The 257-nt window shown below is 58.8% G+C and carries 1 protein-coding gene; it reads right to left on the reverse strand.

Annotated elements, in window-relative coordinates; genetic code table 11:
• The coding region (locus tag SB764_RS42175; RefSeq protein ID WP_410867060.1) for a hypothetical protein at positions 1 to 257 on the reverse strand (257 nt) is incomplete at both ends.

A 257-nucleotide genomic window follows, 5' to 3' on the forward strand; every position in this document is an offset into this window, starting at 1 on the left:
TTTCCAGACGGGCGATAAAGCCAGGTAGTTTGTTAAAGACTTCGGCGCTCCAGTGCGGCCCTTTTTCCCGCAGGCGCGAGGCGAAGCCGTTAAAGTTAACCCCCGCCGCGTCCTGGCATAGCTCATCCAGACGACGCACCTGTTTGTCTATCGTTTCGCTGCGGTCACGGTTAAACGTGGCCAGGCCGATGATGCGCTGGAGCTTCGCCACCAGTTGTTCATGGCTGTGCTCGGCAAAACTGCGGCCATCCGCTTCG

This window comes from Paraburkholderia sp. SIMBA_027, from assembly GCF_046535315.1.
Classification (GTDB): Bacteria; Pseudomonadota; Gammaproteobacteria; order Burkholderiales; family Burkholderiaceae; genus Paraburkholderia; species Paraburkholderia tropica.